This window comes from Exiguobacterium sp. KKBO11 (assembly GCF_001644945.1).
Classification (GTDB): Bacteria; Bacillota; Bacilli; order Exiguobacteriales; family Exiguobacteriaceae; genus Exiguobacterium_A; species Exiguobacterium_A abrahamii.
Genome location: NZ_LUCU01000011.1, coordinates 34274 through 51702, shown reverse-complemented (window position 1 = coordinate 51702; position 17429 = coordinate 34274). Strand labels below are relative to the sequence as shown.

19 protein-coding genes are annotated in these 17429 nt (G+C 50.5%); 13 read left to right on the top strand and 6 right to left on the bottom strand.

Going from position 1 to position 17429, the window contains the following annotated elements; all coding sequences use genetic code 11:
- The first annotated feature begins 31 nt into the window (after window positions 1–31).
- From AYO36_RS00550 to AYO36_RS00540, 3 genes are all read left to right on the top strand, one after another.
- On the top strand, window positions 32–349 hold the full coding sequence (locus AYO36_RS00550; protein ID WP_023469564.1) for an ArsR/SmtB family transcription factor: 318 nt from the start codon (window positions 32–34) through the stop codon (window positions 347–349).
- A 65-nt stretch (window positions 350–414) separates the two neighbouring features.
- Window positions 415–843, top strand: a complete 429-nt coding sequence (locus tag AYO36_RS00545; protein ID WP_023469565.1) for a DMT family transporter — start codon at window positions 415–417, stop codon at window positions 841–843.
- A gap of 12 nt (window positions 844–855) precedes the next feature.
- On the top strand, window positions 856–1335 hold the full coding sequence (locus tag AYO36_RS00540; protein ID WP_064299216.1) for a DMT family transporter: 480 nt from the start codon (window positions 856–858) through the stop codon (window positions 1333–1335).
- Between the two features lie 394 nt (window positions 1336–1729).
- Here the strand turns inward: AYO36_RS00540 and AYO36_RS00535 are convergent, their stop codons facing one another.
- Genes AYO36_RS00535 through AYO36_RS00525 form a run of 3 tightly spaced genes read right to left on the bottom strand, consistent with a single transcriptional unit; the run spans window position 1730 to window position 3989 of the window.
- Entirely contained in the window at window positions 1730–2200 is a 471-nt protein-coding gene (locus tag AYO36_RS00535) for a heme-degrading domain-containing protein (protein WP_023469567.1), read from the bottom strand.
- Window positions 2188–3237, bottom strand: coding sequence for a Gfo/Idh/MocA family oxidoreductase (locus AYO36_RS00530; protein ID WP_064299215.1), 1050 nt, complete (start codon window positions 3235–3237; stop codon window positions 2188–2190). The genes AYO36_RS00535 and AYO36_RS00530 overlap by 13 nt, the downstream gene beginning before the upstream one ends.
- Window positions 3234–3989: a DeoR/GlpR family DNA-binding transcription regulator gene (locus AYO36_RS00525; protein WP_064299214.1), complete on the bottom strand. Its 756-nt coding sequence runs from the start codon at window positions 3987–3989 to the stop codon at window positions 3234–3236. Before AYO36_RS00525 ends, AYO36_RS00530 begins: the two co-directional genes overlap by 4 nt.
- 126 nt (window positions 3990–4115) lie before the next feature.
- Here AYO36_RS00525 and AYO36_RS00520 point away from each other — a divergent pair, with 126 nt between their 5' ends.
- The 4 genes from AYO36_RS00520 (at window position 4116) to AYO36_RS00505 (ending at window position 7615) form a co-directional block, all read left to right on the top strand.
- Window positions 4116–4949, top strand: a complete 834-nt coding sequence (locus AYO36_RS00520) for an SDR family oxidoreductase (RefSeq protein WP_064299213.1) — start codon at window positions 4116–4118, stop codon at window positions 4947–4949.
- A gap of 94 nt (window positions 4950–5043) precedes the next feature.
- Window positions 5044–6609 carry a sensor domain-containing diguanylate cyclase gene (locus AYO36_RS00515; protein WP_064299212.1) on the top strand — a complete coding sequence of 522 codons (1566 nt, stop codon included), beginning with the start codon at window positions 5044–5046 and terminating at the stop codon, window positions 6607–6609.
- Between the two features lie 12 nt (window positions 6610–6621).
- A complete protein-coding gene (locus AYO36_RS00510; RefSeq protein WP_064299211.1) occupies window positions 6622–6951 on the top strand; it encodes a potassium channel family protein in 330 nt (109 codons plus the stop codon).
- Window positions 6952–6964: 13 nt separating this feature from the next.
- Complete coding sequence (locus tag AYO36_RS00505; RefSeq protein WP_064299210.1) at window positions 6965–7615, top strand: hypothetical protein; 651 nt, start codon at window positions 6965–6967, stop codon at window positions 7613–7615.
- 53 nt (window positions 7616–7668) lie between these two features.
- Here the strand turns inward: AYO36_RS00505 and mgtE are convergent, their stop codons facing one another.
- Window positions 7669–9021, bottom strand: coding sequence for a magnesium transporter (gene mgtE / locus AYO36_RS00500; RefSeq protein WP_058264504.1), 1353 nt, complete (start codon window positions 9019–9021; stop codon window positions 7669–7671).
- 227 nt (window positions 9022–9248) lie between these two features.
- Between mgtE and AYO36_RS00495 the strand changes: the two genes are divergently transcribed.
- The 4 genes from AYO36_RS00495 to AYO36_RS00480 all read left to right on the top strand — a co-directional run bounded on the left by AYO36_RS00495 (window position 9249) and on the right by AYO36_RS00480 (window position 12331).
- On the top strand, window positions 9249–9986 hold the full coding sequence (locus AYO36_RS00495; protein ID WP_064299209.1) for a metal ABC transporter ATP-binding protein: 738 nt from the start codon (window positions 9249–9251) through the stop codon (window positions 9984–9986).
- Window positions 9983–10828 (top strand): metal ABC transporter permease, encoded by an 846-nt coding sequence (locus tag AYO36_RS00490; RefSeq protein ID WP_050678855.1) that lies wholly within the window; start codon window positions 9983–9985, stop codon window positions 10826–10828. The genes AYO36_RS00495 and AYO36_RS00490 overlap by 4 nt, the downstream gene beginning before the upstream one ends.
- On the top strand, window positions 10825–11742 hold the full coding sequence (locus AYO36_RS00485; protein ID WP_064299208.1) for a metal ABC transporter substrate-binding protein: 918 nt from the start codon (window positions 10825–10827) through the stop codon (window positions 11740–11742). Before AYO36_RS00490 ends, AYO36_RS00485 begins: the two co-directional genes overlap by 4 nt.
- A gap of 76 nt (window positions 11743–11818) precedes the next feature.
- The gene (locus AYO36_RS00480; protein WP_082874136.1) at window positions 11819–12331 is read left to right on the top strand and encodes a PCYCGC motif-containing (lipo)protein; all 513 of its coding nucleotides are present in this window, start codon (window positions 11819–11821) and stop codon (window positions 12329–12331) included.
- A 71-nt stretch (window positions 12332–12402) separates the two neighbouring features.
- Here the strand turns inward: AYO36_RS00480 and AYO36_RS00475 are convergent, their stop codons facing one another.
- Window positions 12403–12843: a hypothetical protein gene (locus tag AYO36_RS00475; RefSeq protein WP_064299206.1), complete on the bottom strand. Its 441-nt coding sequence runs from the start codon at window positions 12841–12843 to the stop codon at window positions 12403–12405.
- A gap of 189 nt (window positions 12844–13032) precedes the next feature.
- Between AYO36_RS00475 and AYO36_RS00470 the strand changes: the two genes are divergently transcribed.
- Both AYO36_RS00470 and AYO36_RS00465 read left to right on the top strand, forming a co-directional pair.
- Window positions 13033–14046, top strand: coding sequence for a zinc-binding alcohol dehydrogenase family protein (locus AYO36_RS00470; RefSeq protein WP_197484509.1), 1014 nt, complete (start codon window positions 13033–13035; stop codon window positions 14044–14046).
- A 215-nt stretch (window positions 14047–14261) separates the two neighbouring features.
- Window positions 14262–16694 carry a HAMP domain-containing sensor histidine kinase gene (locus AYO36_RS00465; protein WP_064299204.1) on the top strand — a complete coding sequence of 811 codons (2433 nt, stop codon included), beginning with the start codon at window positions 14262–14264 and terminating at the stop codon, window positions 16692–16694.
- Window positions 16695–16756: 62 nt separating this feature from the next.
- Here the strand turns inward: AYO36_RS00465 and wrbA are convergent, their stop codons facing one another.
- Entirely contained in the window at window positions 16757–17359 is a 603-nt protein-coding gene (wrbA, locus tag AYO36_RS00460; RefSeq protein WP_023469582.1) for an NAD(P)H:quinone oxidoreductase, read from the bottom strand.
- Window positions 17360–17429: the final 70 nt, after the last annotated feature.

The following is a 17429-nucleotide window of genomic DNA, read 5'->3' as shown; positions in this document are numbered from 1 at the left end:
CATATCGAGAATCATCGATTAGTTTAAGCGTATGACAAATCAAGTGGATCTATTCAAGGCATTATCAAACGAGGTACGTCTTGATATCTTACGCTGGCTCAAGGATCCCGAGACTCATTTCAATAAGCCGACGGCCCATCTCGCGACGAATCTGTCGGACAAGGGAGGCATTTGCGTCGGAGATATCCAAGAGAAGGCGAACTTATCTCAATCGACCGTCTCCCAATATCTTGCGATGTTGCAAAAAGTCGGATTGCTCGAATCCGAACGTCACGGCAAATGGACGTATTACCGGCGAAATGAAGAAAAAATCCAGGAGCTCGCAGCGTACCTTAAAGGAGAACTTTGATCCGTTCTCCTTGCCTTACATATCGACATTTCTCGATATTTAGATTCGTGAAAGGATGAATTCTGTTGAAAATCGTGTATTACGTACTCGCGTTACTTGCGGGTATCGCTTTAAGTGTCGAAGGGGCCATCTATGGTGAACTCGGGAACTTCGTCGGAAAACTCGAAAGTAGCTTTTATAATTTCTTCGCCGGTACGATCATCATCGGGCTGATCGTCCTCTTCTTCGGAAAAGGTTCACTCGGCTATACATTCCGCGCACCGAAATGGACCTTGCTCGGTGGTCTACTCGGTAGTATCTACTTGACGATCTTGATCATCAGCATCCCGCTCGTCGGTGTCGGTCTCGCCATGATCAGTGTCATCATCGGACAAATGATCGCCAGCATGGTCATCGAACATTACGGCTGGCTCGGTAGCCCGAAACGTCCGATCAATCGTGACAAGCTGACGGCTTCTGCTTTGATGCTCGTCGCTCTATTTCTTATCTTTTAAGGAGGTTCGCTCGTGAATATTCTATTACTCGGTTTTACATTACTCGGCGGCGTGATGCTGAGCGCCCAGTCCTCGATCAACGGTGCCTTCAGTCAAAAGGCAGGGGCTCTGGAAAGTACGTTCCTGACGTTCTTCACCGGAATGCTGATTCTCGCACTCGCCATCTTGTTCTTTGGTCAAGGGAACGTCTTGCTCTTGCTTGAAGCACCACGTTGGCAACTGAGCGCCGTCTTGTTCGGCGTCAGTTATCTCTTCCTGACGATTCTTGCTGTCCCGCAAATCGGTGTCACGGCAGCTAGTATCGCGACCGTCATCGGTCAACTCGCAGCAGGTATGGTCATTGATCACATCGGTGCGTTCGGTGGCGTCGTCGTTCCGCTCGATGGAAAACGTCTGCTTGGTCTGCTTGCGATGCTGACTGCGCTTTACTTCGTCTATCGCGGGAACACACGTAAAGACGTGTCCGCTTCATCTGATTCGATCGCATCGTGACGATTGTCCTCACGATTCGTTCACGCGCTTTCCTCAGGCGAGACACAAACCAGTCTCGACTGTCAGTGACAGCCGACACGGGTCTTGTTTGTCTCTGACAGCGCAATATCTTGCGCTTTTTCCTGTAGGAGTCGCGTGAACAACGTGAGTCCGACTGTTTCTCATGATCTATCAAATAGAACATAAAAAAACCGAAATGCTGAAGTGGATCTACTTCAGCATTTCGGTTTTTTCGTGTCGAACGATCCGTTGATGAACGTGCAAGACGAAGACTCCTGCGGGAAAAGCGGAATGGGTGAGACCCCGTAGGCGCGAATGCGGCGAGGAGGCTCGCCTTCCGCCCGCGGAAAGCGAAGTCTTGCACGAGAATCAACACTTGTGTTTTATAAATACCTTATTGCCCCAGCTGTTGTCTCTTAAGTAAGCGCAACGCTTCCGTCGCGAGGCGATGATCCGCTTCCTGCGATAGACCGGAAACGGTGATCGTACCGACGACACCGACTCCTTCGATCCGAATCGGGAACGATCCACCGGCATCGGCATAATCAGCTGGCGAAACGGCATACATCGAGTGGTACGAGCGATGTTTACTTTCATTATACCGACGCATGTAGAGCGAGCTATAGCCATGCCGCAAGACGACGTTCGATTTCCGGCGGATCCACTCTTCCTGATCCGGTGCCGTACCGTCGAGCGCCGCGTAATATAAACGCTGCCCGTTCCGTTTGATTTCAACGGCAATCGATAAGTTCTCCTTCATCGCCCGTCCGATCAATTCATGTCCCATCCCGATCGCTTCCGTATTCGTCAGGGACGTCAAGACGAGTTCGTCCTCTTCCGCTAGCAACACCTTCAATTCTTCCATGCATCCCATTCCTTTCGTAAGAGGCGTCGTCCTTCATCACTGCTGATGCGTACCGCTTCAATCAAGCGCATCGTTTTTTCCGCGTCACGTAAATCGACAGGTACTCGTCCTCCGCGAAGTCCCTCCGCCAACTGTTCATAAAACGTCGCATAACTGCCTGGAAGTGTCGCGAGACGCTCGACTGGCTGATCGGCGATCTGGAGGTAACCGTAGGAATCTACTTCATCTTCACCGAGCTGTTCGTTCACCGGATGACCTTTCGCAAGCCGTCCTTCTTGCGGGTCCATTCCGTATTTAATGTAACTGCCGCGCGTCGCATGAAACTCAAAACGTGGCGTTGGTCCTTGGATGAAGGACGTCGAACGAAGGATGACACGACGTGTACCATAATGTAGCGTGATATGGAAACCGTCATCAACGACAGCACCGTCACGTTGCAGGTAGACGTCGCCCGTCAGTGCATCCGGTTCTCCGAACAAGGCGAGTGCTTGATCGAGTAAGTGTGAGCCGAGATCAAACAGAATACCGGCGCCACTTCCCGCTTGTTCACGCCAGCGTTCCCGAACGACCGGGCGATAGCGATCAAAGCGTGATTCGATGACTTGCCAGTCGCCGATCTCGTTCATTTCCATCAATTGTTCAAGTGTCAGGAAGTCACCGTCAAAACGACGGTTTTGATAAACGGCGACTTGAACGCCGTGTTGTTTCGCTAACGTTTGCAGCGCCAGTGCTTCTTCGATCGTCACGACGGCCGGCTTTTCGAGTAGGACGTGCTTCTTTGCTTCAATCGCTTGTTTTGCCATTTCGAAATGGAGTGCCGTTGGTGTCGTGATAATGACGAGTTCCGTGTTCTCATCCTGCAAGGCTTCAGCAAGTGTCGCGACGACCGTCGCCTTACTGAAATGTTGTGCTACCTGTTCCGGTCGACTGGAGACGACTTGCGTCACTTCAAATGCCGGTAATGTCTGTAAGAACGGAACGTGGAACGTCACCGCTGAAAAGCCGAATCCGACGAGCGTCGTTTGAATCGGGTTCATGTTGTTTCCTCCTCTGTCACGTCGAGATCGACATGATAATGATTTAGTCGTTCTTGCCACGTTGCGTCTGGTACTTGATCCGTAACGAGTACATCGATTTGCTCCCAGTCACAGACCTTATGCAAAAACCGCTTATTGAATTTCGTATGGTCTGCGAGGACGATGACACGGGTCGCACTTCGAATCATCGCTTTCTTTACGACCGCTTCTTCGAGTTGTTCCGCAAAAAGTCCTTCTTCCGTCAATCCACATGCTCCAAGAAAAACACAATCAACTTGATAATTCAGGATGTCGTCTGCCGTCTTGATCCCACTTAAGCTACGCGCATGCCGGTCGAAACGTCCTCCCGTGACATACAGCTCAATATCCGTGCGAGCTCCGACATAGTCTGCGATATCGAGGGAGTTCGTGATGACTTGTAGTGGATATGGCGGAAGTGCTCGTGCCATCTCAGATACCGTCGTTGCAGCATCGAGCAATAAGCGATCGTTCGCTTGGACGTGACGCGCTGCACGCTGCCCGATCCGCCGTTTTTCCGGTTTCTCCGTCCGCTGTTCATACGCAAGCGTTCCGCCAGCACGAACTAATCCATTCTTAACGCGAATGATCTCCCCTTCTTGTTCGAGGACGATGACGTCACGACGTGCAGTATCTCGTGAAATCTGATACTCCTGCATCAATTGATCGAGCGAAATTTCAGGACTCGTCTTGATCCATTCCCGCATCTGTTGCAGCCGTTCAATTTGCCCCATCGATTCCCGCCTCCTTTTTCTTTATATTAAGTTTTTTCATTAAAATATGCAATTTTAATGCAAATAGTTCAACGGTAATTCGGGTAAATAATAGAAGACAACTACTTTCAGAACGGAGGAATTGATATGCAAACGATCTTGATCACGGGTGCTTCTTCCGGTATCGGTCTTGCGACGGCGCGACGATTCGCAGACGCCGGATGGTTCGTCTACGCTGGTGTCCGGAGTCCAGACGAAATGACCGTGTCGTTGCCGACGCTCACCTTCTTGCCGCTCGATGTCACGGATGAAGCAAGCGTGAAAGCAGCCGTTCGTCAAATTGAACAGGAGGTCGATCATCTCGACGTCGTGTTCTGTAATGCCGGTCATGGTTTGCTGCGCGCACTCGGTCAAGCGACGAGTTATGAAATCAAGCAACTCTTCGAAACGAACGTCTTCGGTGTCATCCGAACGATCGAAGCTTGTCTCCCCTTACTCAAACAAGCACCGGACGGTAGTCACTTACTTGCGACTTCAAGCGTCAGTGGTCTCGTCGGTCAACCGATGAATGAACTGTATTGTGCCAGTAAGTTTGCGATCGAAGGGCTGTTCGAAAGTCTTGCGACCTACTATAAACCGTACTTCAACATCGACGTCACCCTGATTGAACCAGCCGCCGTCGAGACGAACTTTACCGCAACTGTTCTCGATCAACTTGAACGGACGGGTGGCTTACACGAAGACGACTTCAAACCGATCATCACAGCTTATTTGCAGACGTATCGGACGCGACATGCCGATCGCCAATCGGCAGAAGCTCTGGCTGAGGTGATCTTCGAGGTCGTCCATCGTGACGAACGTCCGTTACGAATCCGGACGACGGAAGCCGATGAACATTTCGTCGCCCATAAGACGCATCATGATCCGTCAGGTCTCGAAGGGATCGCCAAAATACGACGACTAACATTAAATCTCGACTGATTCCCCTTTTTTTGAAATTTCAATCCGCCTCAGCAATCTTCGCCCACTATACTGAGACTATCTACCTAAAAATTATCTAGAAGGGCGGAACGCCATGCCATCCTTGTTTCTTTTTACAATCGTCTATCTGATTCCGACCTTCATCATGTTCTACATGTCGATTGATATATTTTTACGCAATCCATCACGTCCACAACACCGACTGCTTAGCTTATTCACGTTCGCTTACGGGATGTTATTCCTCGGTGAATTTTTCCGGAATGCCTCCCCGATCGAATTTAGTCCGGCATTCGTGACCTACTGGTTCGGAAACGCTGGTCTGATCGTCTTCAGTACATCGCTCCACTTCATCTTTCGCGTCTCGAATTTGTGGAAACGAATGCCACGTTTATTGTACCCATGGATCTTCTATCTTCCGATGGGCGTCGTGCTGACGACATACGTATTCCAGACGAACGTCATCAACAGTCAGCAATTCACACAGGTCGGACAGTTCATCTACCCTGAATTCAACACACAATATCTAGTGAAGATGACGGTCGGGAACATCTTCCATCTCCTTGTCATCGGTCTGCTCGTGTACGCACGGACACACTTGAAAGATGCACGTCGTGGCATCATCAACGTCTTACTCAGTGTCGCGATTCTCGTTCTCGTATGGGATATCGTCTTCGGCTACTGGTCGTTCTACGGCATCATGCCACCGTATGCCTATATGTATGGCGGTTTGTTCTGGGCAGGAGCACTGGCAATCGCAATGCGCCGATTCGATTATCTCGCGTCCTATCAGAAGCGTTTCGCGACGCTCTACAATTTGAATCCTTCGGCAATCCTGCTGCTCGACCGGGACGGACGAATTGAGAGTGCCAACCCAGCTGCTCATCGTCTGTTCGAGACCGATGACTTAACGGCATGTACGTTTTCGACCTACTTACCGGATAAAAAACAAGCCGATTGGTCGCTGCATTATATGACACACTTTTTATCGCAACGTAAGTTCAACGAATTCGAAACGAAGATTTTGACAGCGCGACAGCAAGAACGCTACGTCGTCATGGATGCCGATTTCGTCTTCATCGAACAGGAACTGCACGGGATGTTATTGATTCGTGATATCCAGTCCTTCAAGGAAGCGGAGCAGACGATTCGTTTCTTCGCCTACCACGATCCGTTGACGAAGATTGCGAATCGCCGAAGCTTTTACGAACGTGCGGCACAAGAGTTACTCGAGCTTGATCATATTGCGATCATCGTCGTCGATCTCGACGGTTTCAAAGCCATCAACGATACGTATGGACATCAAATCGGTGACGCCTTCTTGATTCATATCGCTCGCCTTCTAGAACACCATGCGGAACAGAATGGGTTCGCTGCCCGTGTCGGTGGCGACGAATTCTTCTTACTCTATCGTCATCCGTCTGTCGCTACGCTCCATGCCTATGCTGCGAATCTGTTGACGTACTTTCAAGACAACCCTTACCGGTTCGCTGAAGAAACCATTGAAATCCGAACGAGCATCGGACTTAGTTACTCACCCAATCATGGCATCGATCTCGACACGCTGATTCAGCATGCTGACCAAGCGATGTACCGCGTCAAACATGCCGGAAAGAACGATTATTTCATTCATGATACGATGGACTCGACGCAACGATCCTAAAGGAGAGATTCCATGATTTCTGTACTGACGATTTTTTCACGTTTATTCAAGGGATTGCGCCGCGCCTTTCACTTATCTTACTTTCGTGGTCTATTGATTCTCTGCCTGTTGACGCTCGTCTCCGGGACGATTTTCTATAGCACGGAAGAAAATCTATCGCTGGTGGATGCACTTTACTTTTGTATCATGACACTAAGTACGGTTGGGCATCCAACATTCGTTCCGACGACGACGCTCGGTAAGGTCTTTACGATGGCATACATCACGATTGGTTGCGGGTTGTTCTTAACACTGATTGCCACGTTATCGTATGTCCTGATTAAACAACCGGAGGATGAATAAGGGGGAATGATCCATGCGCCAAGCTGCCATCCAAAATAATTTCGATTGGTGTCGCCTCGTCTGTGAGTCAGCCGGTTGCCGGGTGACGGAAACTGATTCGACCTGGCACGCTCAAGGAAGCGTACCGAGCTATTATCCGGAACTGATGGTCCGGCTTCCCCATCAGCGAATTGGTGTCACGGATGTCTATAGCATCAAGGACTGCACGGCAAGCTATGATTTCTCGAGAGCCGGTCTCAGTCATTTATTTACAGCAGAATGGATGACCCGCCCTGCCATACTCGATCGCCGTGCCCTTCCCGTCGATTGGTCCGTCGTGACGGATCTCGATCAGTTCGCTCGCTTCCAGGCTATCCAGGCAACACCGGAGCTGCCCACAACGTTATGGCAACATCCCGCTGTCCGCTTCTTCTATTCAGAGGCGCAACAAGCAAGTTGCATCGCCTACTCGAATCAAGTGACGACCGGACTGACGTACGTCAACTCCGATTACCTCGACGAACGCTTATGGGATGATATCGCACGTTTGAGTTCAGCACATTTTCCTGGTCAATCGCTCGTCGGTTACGAGTATGGTGATCACCTGATCACGGCGCTTGAAGCCGGCTTTGACGATGTTGGTCCACTCGCGATCTGGATTCGCACCACGAATGATCACACATGAAAAAACCGAACCGATTCCCTTCCTCTTGACGAAGATGAATCGGTTCGGTTTTTTTACATCAAGCGGCTAATGAATGCCGTTGCGATCCCGAAGTAGACGAGGAGCGATAAGATATCGTTCAACGTCGTGATCAATGGTCCGGATGCGATTGCCGGGTCAATCTTTAGACGATGTAAGATGAGCGGAATGATTGTTCCAGCAAGTGTCCCAAAGATCAACGTGATGACGAGCGAGCTGCCGACGACAAGTCCTAAGACGGCACTCCCTTGCCAGACGTAGGCGATGACGGCGATCAAAATGCCACAAATGATACCAATGATTAAACCAACCCAGAGTTCTCGCAGGATTAATCGAGTCGCGACCCGCTTATCGACTTCACGCGTGATCAATCCGCGGACGACGACCGCGAGCGATTGGGTACCGGTATTTCCGGTCATACCAGCAATCATTGGCATGAAGAAGGCGAGCGCGACGACTTTTGAGAGCGTCTCTTCGAACTGACTGATGATTGATCCGGAGACGAGCCCGATGAACAGTAGCAAGACGAGCCACGGTAAGCGACGGGTCGCAGCAATCCACGGCTTCGTCTCGAAATCAATCGATTTACCGGATGCCGAGAGTTTCTCGATGTCTTCGTTTGCTTCTTCCCGTAAGACGTCAAGCGCATCATCGACCGTGATCAATCCGACGAGAATGTCGCCCTCGACGACGGGTAACGAGACGAGATCATAGCGTTCGAACAGTTGCGCGACTTCTTCCTGATCGGTCTCTGCCGCGACCCGGATCACCTTCGTCTCCATGACGTCACTGATCCGTTCCGTGTTTTCAGCTAAGATGACATCCCGGTATGAGATGACCCCAACGAGTTCACTGAGTTGATTGACGACGTAGACGTAGTTGATTGTCTCCGAGTATTCGATGTAGTCGCGCATCTTCTCGACCGTCTCACCGACCGTGAAATCCTCGCCGACCCAGATGAACCGGTTCGTCATCAAGCGCCCGGCCGTTTCCGGTGGATACGTCAAGAGATTGCGGACGATCAGTGCCTCGTCCGTCCGCATGCTACCAAGCAAACGGTCGGTCTCTTCCGGTCCCAGTTCCTCAAGTACATCCGCGACATCATCGTTTTCCATTAAATCGAGGACGTGCCCGGCACGCTCGACGTCTAAACGGCGTAAGACGGCGAGACGTTGCTCCCCTTCGAGCTCCTCGAGGACATCCGCCAATCGCTCGTGATCGAGATAGTCGAGGAGTCGTGCCTGATCGTCTTCGCCCAACTCTTCATACACTTGCGCGATATCATACGGATAGACCTCTTCTATGACTTGCTGTGCCTGCTCCCGCTTTTCCTTCGCGAGCGCATCGAGCAAGAGCCACTTCCATTGTTGTTCTGCTGTCTGACGCAATCTCCTCACCCCCTGTATTCTGCCTTTTCATCTTAGCACGAGTTGATTCGCGATCGATATCGAAAAACAGTTGACATCTGTTTCCTATGGCTTTAAAGTTTGCCTTAAGGAAACATTATTTGTAGACCGAATCTTTTTCCAGTGATTGGAGTTAAAATTTTTACTTTATTTTTTGCCCTAAGGAAACTTTCCTTCTATATACCACAAAACCAAAGGAGTGATCATTCATGTACGCCCTTGACGTTGATCGTCTCACCGTCTCTTATTTTGATACCCATGCACTCGACGGAGTATCCGTTCGTCTTCCGGTCGCTTCGTTGATTGGCATCATCGGACCGAACGGTGCTGGTAAATCCACATTCTTAAAAGCCATCCTCGGTCTGATCCCGGCTCGGATCGAGCAGTTACGCGTGCTCGACCAATCACTCGAAGACGTCCGGTCACGCGTCGCATACGTCCCGCAACGAAGTGCAATTGATTGGGACTTTCCGGTTCGTGTGCAGGACGTCGTGTTGATGGGCTGTTATCCGAAGCTCGGCTTATTCAAACGACCATCGAAGACCCAAAAAGCGTTCGCGATGGAATGCCTCGAACGCGTCGGTATGTCCAATCATGCCGAACGCCAAATCGGTGAACTGTCAGGTGGACAGCAACAACGGGTCTTTCTAGCGCGCGCCCTTGCCCAAGAAGCAGAGCTACTATTGCTGGACGAACCGTTCGTCGGCATCGATGTTGCGAGTGAGCAGATGATCATCGAACTCTTACGGACCCTTCGAGCCGAAGGGCGGACGATCGTCGTCGTCCACCATGATTTGCATAAAGCAGAGGACTACTTCGACACATTGATGCTGTTGAACAAACAACTGATCGCTGTCGGTCCACCGGCTGATATCTTGACACCGGAATGGCTCGAACCAGCGTATGGCTTACCTTTATTCGAACGACGCAAGGAGGGACAAGGATGACGTTCATCGAGGCATTACTTCAGTATGAGTTCTTACAAAAAGCGATGATCACCGCCATCATGGTCGGCATCATCTGTGGTGTGATCGGCTGTTTCATCATCCTTCGCGGGATGTCGTTGATGGGGGATGCAATCTCGCACGCCGTTTTACCCGGTGTTGCGATTTCCTACCTACTCGGGATCAACTTCCTGATCGGTGCTGTCGTGACGGGTCTCGTGACAGCGCTCGGAATCGGTTTCGTTAGCCAGAACAGTCGCATCAAGAACGATACGGCAATCGGAATCATGTTCACATCCGCCTTCGCCCTCGGGATCATCCTGATCTCGTTCTTACGTAGCAGTAGCGATCTCTATCACATTCTGTTCGGCAACGTCCTCGCGGTCCGTCCGAGCGACATGTGGATGACCGTCATCATCGGATTGATTGTCCTCGGCGGGATCTTCTTGTTCTACAAAGAGTTGCTGATCAGCTCGTTTGACCCAACGATGGCGCAAGCCTATGGACTATCGACGCGCTGGATTCATTACGGACTGATGACGTTACTGACACTCGTCACGGTCGCTTCACTCCAGACCGTCGGCATCATTCTCGTCGTCGCGATGTTGATCACACCGGCAGCGACCGCGTATTTACTGACGAACCGCCTCTCACGGATGCTGTTCCTAGCGGGAGGCTTCGGTACGTTGTCCGCCATCGTCGGACTGTATTTCAGCTTCACCTATAATCTATCTTCCGGTGCATCGATCGTCCTCGTCGCGACGACGCTGTTCGCCCTCGTCTTCGTCTTCTCACCACGTCACGGTCTGATGCGTCACCGGAAACGAAAGGAGTCTACTGTATGAAATTAAAACTCATTCTGTTCGTCCTCCTCAGCATGGTCTTGCTTGCTGCTTGTTCGACACCAGCAGAAGATAACGGGAAGCTGAAGGTCGTCGCGACATATTCGATTCTCGCTGACCTCGCACGTGAGGTCGGTGGTGAACATGTCGATGTCCACAGCATGGTCAAGATCGGGGCAAACCCGCACGAGTATGATCCACTTCCGGCAGACGTACAGGCGATGGCAGATGCTGACGTCGTCTTCTACAACGGGTTGAACCTGGAAGCCGGCGGTGCGTGGTTCGATAAACTCCGGGCAACGACTGGCAAAGACGCGTCTGACGCACCAGTCTATCGTTTAAGCAAAGGCGTCGAACCGAAATACCTGACGACGAAGGGCAAAGAATCGGAGACTGATCCACATGCGTGGCTCGATATAAGCAATGGCATCCGCTACGTCGAAAACGTCAAGCAGGCATTAATCAAGGAAGATCCGAAGCACAAAGCCGACTACGAAAAAAATGCCGATGCCTATATCAAAAAATTGCAGACGCTTGATCAGGAAGCGAAAAAGCAGTTTGCCGCTATTCCGAAAGCAGAACGTCATCTCGTCACGAGCGAAGGAGCCTTCAAATACTTCGGAACTGCCTATGACGTCAAAGCGGATTATATTTGGGAGATCAACTCAGATAATCAAGGAACTCCGGCTCAAGTCCGCCGGATCGTCGATACGATCAAGGAGCAAGATATCCCTGTCCTGTTCGTCGAAACGAGCGTCGATCGGCGGAGCATGGAAACCGTCTCAAGGGAGACTAGTGTTCCGATCGGTGGTACTCTCTTCACCGACTCACTCGGTGCACCGGGTAAAGATGGCGACACTTACTACAGCATGATGCAAGCAAACATCGAGACGATCACGGAAGCACTCGCCAAGTAAGCGTCAACAAATCGTCACGCCTTCTCGATACGTCTTTCCTTATAATGAAGGCAAGACGATGAAAGAGAGGCACATTATGCAAACACGACTATATCGTTACGCCTTTCCCCTCAGTATCAGCCTGTTGCTCGCTGCATGCGGAACAGCTGATCCAACGGGTGCTCCAAAAACAGAACAGACGAATCACGGAGATCATGCTGATCATGCCAGCCACGGTGCTGGTGATCAACTCGAGAAGACCGCGGGACCAGACACGTTACCCGCTTTTCTGAACGAACAGGATGAGTCGATCCAGACGATTTACCGCTCCGTCGCTAAACATCCTGATCTCTTGAAGAAGATGCCTTGTTATTGCGGTTGCGGTGAGTCTGCTGGTCATACAAGCAACTATGACTGCTTCATCGAAGAGCAGACTGCTAGTTCCACGACCTGGACGACGCACGGCATCACGTGCGGCACGTGTCTCGATATCGCAGCACAGTCGATCGTTGCTTATCAAAAAGGTAGCTCCGTCAAGGAAATCCGGACTGCCATCGATCAAGCTTATAAAAAGACCGGTGTCACACCGACGCCAACGCCAGCACTTTAATAAACAGTCCGCCCTCCTCGCGATGAACGTAAGGAAAGGCGGACTGCTTTTTCATATTCCGTTTTTCTGTCTCATGTGGAGCGCTCTTGACTTCTAGCTCGCAAGACAAGCGGTCGACCCAACAACAGCTCATCCAGTTGATAGTACGTATGCGCCCGAATCGGTCGATCCGTTCGTGGCAGATGACGGAGCTCGTATGCCACTTCGAGTAAGTAAAATTTGTATTCCTCCCCTTCATCAAAACCGAAGCTCGCGCGACGTTCTTCGATATACGCAAGGACACGCTCCTGTTGCGAGAACGAGAGCCGCTGGACTTGTGGGGCGAGTGCCTCGTGCGGAGAGAGCACGATTTCCCGCTCCGTGCGATACAGTCGATGCATGACGCCACCACTTTGACGTAAGGCAATCAAACGCGCGGGTCGATACGGACGGGGGTGCGGGTGGGCATGGACGAGGTAACGTTCAATCGTGACTTGAGTCGGTCCTGCCGGTAGAGAGATGACGTCATACATACAAAATCGCTCCTTCTCAAAAAATAATAGCTACTCTCATATGCTACCATATCTATCCAGCATTCTTCCGTTGACGACAGAAGGGGAATCCGATTTCAAAGTTTCTCAACTGGTTTTAAGACCGAGCGGGCGTGGAACAGATGGAGAGAAACGATTCCTATCTGGAAAGGATGATTGTTGATGTCGAATATGTCCGCTGTCGGTTTCCACCGACACTTACCACTAACGGAACACGAAAGTCTGATTGACCTGGAACTACCACGCCCGGAAGCAACGGGACACGATCTCTTAGTTGAGATTAAAGCTGTCTCCGTCAACCCGGTCGATACGAAAGTCCGTGCTCACGGGAAAGACGAAGACGCACCGAAGGTCATCGGTTACGATGCAGCCGGAGTCGTCGTTGAAGTCGGCGATGATGCCTCCCTCTTCCAAGTCGGTGATGAAGTCTATTACGCCGGTGCGATTCAGCGCCCCGGGTCAAACAGTGACTTCCAACTCGTTGATGAACGGATCGTCGCCAAAAAGCCGGAACGGTTGACGTTCAGCGAAGCCGCTGCTCTCCCGTTGACGACGCTGACAGCTTACGAAGCATTGACCGATCGTCTCGGATTGACGTTTGACGCTAAGTCGAATCTCGAGAAGACGATCCTCATCATCGGAGCTGCTGGTGGTGTCGGTTCAATTGCAACACAACTCGCGAATCACGCTGGACTGACCGTCATCGGAACGGCGTCACGCGACGAGACGATCGATTGGGCGAAGGAACACGGTGCACATCATACGATCAATCACCACGAGGCATTCCGTCCTCAGCTGGAAGCCCTCGGCTACAAATACGTCGACTATATCTTCTGTCTCAATGCGACGGACCAACATTTTGAGACGATGGTCGATGTAATTGCACCACAAGGGAAAATCTGTAGCATCGTCGAGACGGATCAAAAACTCGATTTAAGTGCGCTCCAACAAAAGAGTGCGACGTTCGTCTGGGAGTTCATGTTCACGCGTCCGCTGTTCGAGACAGAGGACATGATCCGCCAACATGAGATTCTGACGCAAGTCGCAGCATGGATCGAAGAGCATACACTTGAGACGACGGTGACACAGACGTTAATCGGCATGAACGCTGACAATCTGAAAGAAGCACACCGTCTCGTCGAGAGCGGAAAAACGATTGGGAAGATTGTCGTCGAACATCATTAATGGGCATCGGAGCAGGTTGGGAGTAAAATCCCGTCCTGCTTTTTTGTCGTTCTAAGTTTTCTTTGTGAACCTGTATCTCTTACTTTGAAGATATTTTAAGCATTATGACTATATTTATTCGTCTAAAAAATGTACGATTACGGTAACAAATATTCCAACGTAATACATCTAATCGACGCTTGACTCACATAGACAAAGGAGCATCCATAATCCATATGCGAAAATGGTTCAATCAAAAGATCAGCCGACAGATCATGTCGTCGTTTTATCTCATTCTTATTACACTATCGATCTCTTCCCTGGCTGCTTATTTTTATACGAACCACCAAGTCACGGATGCGAAACAAGAGCTCGATGCGATCAGCTTGCGCGAAGATCGAGCGACAAAACTCTGGGACGATTGGCAGTCCCTTCAATACGAGATGCGCGGCTATATCGTCTTCGGTGACGATGCTGTGCTCGACGTGATTGATGAAAAAAAAGCCTCACTCGAACAACAGACGGCTTGGTTTGAGAAAAATCGTCTCTACAAGGCGGATCAAATCTATGCGTCTGATATTCGTTCGCTCTATAATTCTTATACCAATTTCGTCATGCCGAGCCTGATTAAATATGTCCAAGCAAAACAAGAAGGAAAGATTGACGAACGTTTCTTGCAGATGCCAAGTCTGAAGGCGATGATGCCACAAGTACCACGGGATCCGAATCGGAAGTTCAAGATGAATGCCTCGAATAGTGAGACGATGCGTAAAAGTGTCAACACGATGGAGAGCACATTCACGAACTATCGGAGTAGTCTCCGTGCGAAAGAACTTGGTGCAAAAGAACAGCTTGTCACCCAGACAAAGTACGCTGAGTGGATTTGGCTCGTCAATTTGCTTGTATTGTTCCTTGTCATCTTGCTGATCGTCCGCCCGTTCATCGAACGGACGACACGACAAATCCATCTCTTGAGTAAAGAGAGTAAGCTTCTTGCGAGCGGTGAGCATACGTTACCACTCATTCCACTCAATCGTGCTGACGAGATCGGTGAATTGAGTAAATCGTTCCATCAGATGGCGACAGCCTTGATTGAAAACAAACACCAATTGATGTCAACGAACGTCAATCTCGCAGATGCATTAAAACTGACGCAACGGAACGAGTCCCACTTGCGCCTGCGAAACCAATTGACGGAGACACTGGCATCGCGCGATAGCATCAGTGCTTATCCTTCTGTCATCCAAAAGATGGTTGAGATCACGCAGTCTGATCAAGGCGCACTGATCTTTAAAGAAGGAACAAAAGTCATCGATATCGTCTTTTATCCACAGACACCGCTCACAGTCGAGGATTGGATGCCAACGATTGAGCCGTTATTGCGTGAGTCGCGACAAGATCGACGACCGCATACGCAGTTCAAAGATGAAGTCGCACGCGCTGTCACACCGGTTCTTGATCCAAGTCAAAATGAGATCATCGCCTATATCTTCTTGTCCCGCGATCAGGATCGGTTTGATCGTTACGAGCAGGAAGAACTAGCCGCCTTCGCGCGCCAGCTGGCATTGTCACTCTTGCGGATGCGGACGTTCGACGAGATTGAACGCGAGCGGGAAAAAACGGCGCGACTTTTGAACTCGATTCGTGAATCGATCGTCTATATCGAACCCGAAGGCGATATTCAATTGATCAACCGACCGTTGCTTGACCTGTTCGATCACCCAGTTGATGAAAGTCTCGATGAGAACGGACTGATGAACATCACTCCGTCTGTCGTTCAACTCAAGCATCGCGTCGACCAACTACCGGAATTCGAACGTTACTTGAAAAAGACGTTCATTCAGCGTGAAATCGGTGAAGGAATCACCTTCTCGATCGATCACGAGCGACGCTTCATCAAGACGTATTCCGAGAGCATTCATTATGGTGGACAGTTCCGCGGGATTCTACTCGTCTTACGTGACGTGACGAACGAAGTCGAGATCGATCGAATCAAAAATGAACTCGTCTCGACGATCTCGCACGAACTGCGGACACCACTCTCGTCGATCTATGGCTTTACTGAGCTGATGATCCAGCGTGACCTGCCACCGAAGCGACAGAAGAAGTATCTCGAAGCTGTCCATTCGGAAACAGAACGTCTTTCGCTGTTGATCAACGACTTCCTAGACCTGCAACGGATGGAAGCAAACCGTCAGGAATATGAGATGGCACCGTTTGATATCGTCGCGATGATTCGGGATTTGAAACAGTTGCATAGCCTGTCGTCGTCTTCCCACGCGATTGAAATATTCCGAAACGTCGAACCGCTGATCGTCGAAGGGGATGCGAAGAAGATTCGCCAATTGTTCAGTAACCTGATCAACAATGCGATTAAATACTCACCAGCGGGTGGAACGATCGATATCCAACTGACGCGACACACATCACGTGTCACGGTCGCGATTCAAGATGAGGGCATCGGGATTCCAGCTTCTGCGATGAGTAATTTGTTCCAAAAATTCTATCGTGTCGACAACTCGGATACCCGTCAAATCGGCGGTACTGGCCTCGGGCTCTCGATTTGTCGCGAAATCGCTCGTGGACATGAGGGAGAAATCCATGTCGAATCGGTCGAAGGACAAGGCTCAACGTTTACGGTCGAACTCCCACTGACACAACATACATGATGCATATGAAAAAAGCGCCAGAATGCGAATCCGCATTCCGGCGCTTTTTAAATTAGGTAATGTTATGAGTTAAGACGGCTTGCCACTTCAACCGTCCGTTTCGCTTGATGGCGCACGGCTGGTTCGACGGATTCGACCATGTTACCGTCTTGGTCGACAGTGACTGACGTACCATATGGATTTCCGCCCGCTGCGAACAAGACAGGATCCGAGTAACCCGGCGCCGCAACGATTGCACCCCAGTGGAACATCGTCGTATAAACTGCGAGAACAGTCGCTTCCTGACCCCCATGCGGATTCTGTGCCGACGACATCGCACTGACGACTTTATTGACGAGTTTGCCTTGTGCCCACAGTCCGCCTGTCGTGTCGAGGAACTGTTGGAATTGTCCTGGGACATGACCGTAACGTGTCGGGACGCTAAAGATGATCGCATCTGCCCAGTCGAGTAGATCCGGTGTCGCTTCTTCGATATCACGTGTGGCATCCGCATGCTTTTGCCACAATGGGTTCGAAGCAATCGCTTCTGCTGGGGCTGTCTCCTTGATTTTCGCAAGGCGGACTTCTGCTCCTGCCGCTTCTCCCGCTTCTTTTGCCCATGAGGCAAGTTGATGGTTCGTTCCGGTTGCGCTGTAATAGATGACCGCTAGTTTCACGTTTGACATGACTTCGCTCCTTTTTTAAAAGACAGTGACGGACAATGGACGTACACGCTTTCTATTCCCGCTTTCTGCG

Bases quoted from the DNA above. Each gene is read 5' to 3' on its own strand.
- AYO36_RS00550 (WP_023469564.1), top strand. From the start codon at position 32: ATGACAAATCAAGTGGATCTATTCAAGGCATTATCAAACGAGGTACGT.
- AYO36_RS00535 (WP_023469567.1), bottom strand. From the start codon at position 2,200: ATGGAAGAATTGAAGGTGTTGCTAGCGGAAGAGGACGAACTCGTCTTG.
- AYO36_RS00530 (WP_064299215.1), bottom strand. From the start codon at position 3,237: ATGAACCCGATTCAAACGACGCTCGTCGGATTCGGCTTTTCAGCGGTG.
- AYO36_RS00525 (WP_064299214.1), bottom strand. From the start codon at position 3,989: ATGGGGCAAATTGAACGGCTGCAACAGATGCGGGAATGGATCAAGACG.
- AYO36_RS00520 (WP_064299213.1), top strand. From the start codon at position 4,116: ATGCAAACGATCTTGATCACGGGTGCTTCTTCCGGTATCGGTCTTGCG.
- AYO36_RS00515 (WP_064299212.1), top strand. From the start codon at position 5,044: ATGCCATCCTTGTTTCTTTTTACAATCGTCTATCTGATTCCGACCTTC.
- AYO36_RS00510 (WP_064299211.1), top strand. From the start codon at position 6,622: ATGATTTCTGTACTGACGATTTTTTCACGTTTATTCAAGGGATTGCGC.
- AYO36_RS00505 (WP_064299210.1), top strand. From the start codon at position 6,965: ATGCGCCAAGCTGCCATCCAAAATAATTTCGATTGGTGTCGCCTCGTC.
- AYO36_RS00495 (WP_064299209.1), top strand. From the start codon at position 9,249: ATGTACGCCCTTGACGTTGATCGTCTCACCGTCTCTTATTTTGATACC.
- AYO36_RS00490 (WP_050678855.1), top strand. From the start codon at position 9,983: ATGACGTTCATCGAGGCATTACTTCAGTATGAGTTCTTACAAAAAGCG.
- AYO36_RS00485 (WP_064299208.1), top strand. From the start codon at position 10,825: ATGAAATTAAAACTCATTCTGTTCGTCCTCCTCAGCATGGTCTTGCTT.
- AYO36_RS00480 (WP_082874136.1), top strand. From the start codon at position 11,819: ATGCAAACACGACTATATCGTTACGCCTTTCCCCTCAGTATCAGCCTG.
- AYO36_RS00475 (WP_064299206.1), bottom strand. From the start codon at position 12,843: ATGTATGACGTCATCTCTCTACCGGCAGGACCGACTCAAGTCACGATT.
- AYO36_RS00470 (WP_197484509.1), top strand. From the start codon at position 13,033: ATGTCCGCTGTCGGTTTCCACCGACACTTACCACTAACGGAACACGAA.
- AYO36_RS00465 (WP_064299204.1), top strand. From the start codon at position 14,262: ATGCGAAAATGGTTCAATCAAAAGATCAGCCGACAGATCATGTCGTCG.
- wrbA (WP_023469582.1), bottom strand. From the start codon at position 17,359: ATGTCAAACGTGAAACTAGCGGTCATCTATTACAGCGCAACCGGAACG.